Origin of the sequence: Arthrobacter sp. GMC3, assembly GCF_002929305.1 — a bacterium.
Lineage (GTDB): Bacteria > Actinomycetota > Actinomycetes > Actinomycetales > Micrococcaceae > Specibacter.
In genome coordinates this window covers 1-520 of the sequence record NZ_PJIO01000163.1, presented here as the reverse complement: position 1 = coordinate 520, position 520 = coordinate 1, and the positions used below count along the sequence as shown (strand labels likewise).

At 62.3% G+C, this 520-nt stretch carries 1 protein-coding gene; it reads right to left on the bottom strand.

The annotated features are described in order from the left end of the window. A partial coding sequence (locus tag CXQ94_RS24135; protein ID WP_219817133.1) for a hypothetical protein occupies positions 1-290 on the bottom strand: 290 nt, incomplete at its 3' end. Positions 291-520 lie beyond the last annotated feature (230 nt).

Genomic DNA, 520 nt, shown 5'->3' with positions numbered 1-520 from the left:
GCTCGCTGCGACGCCGACTGACCGAGCGTCAGCGACAGATCGCCATAGCTGACCCGGCTCTGGCCCTGCAGAAAGAGCACGAACGATACCCGCGGACCAACCACGTTTTCGGTGACGAAATCCTGCAGCTCTTCGCAATCGGACCAGTGCAGCGACAGGCCATCCCGCAGCTGCGCCCACTTCACCCGGCCGTAGAGCAGGCGGTCGTCATCCTCGTTGGGCAGGCGCAGCCCCGGCCTGCTCACGGCCGGCAACTCATCGCCACGAATGATGTGATCGGCTTGATTCATGCGGCGCTGCGCCTCGAACTGACGGGATTGCAAAGCAAATGTTCGGCCCCGCAAAGGTTCGCGAAGCGGCTGGGTGGCAGACTACGCGCCGACATCTTTTGATGCAAATCATTATCATTAAGTAGCGCGAACGTTTGCCAACACGTCGCCGCCGCTGCGACAGGAGCCGCCCATGGACAGAATTCTCCGCACCTCAAGCCTCAGGCCATTGCTGCTCGCCGGCCTGCTCG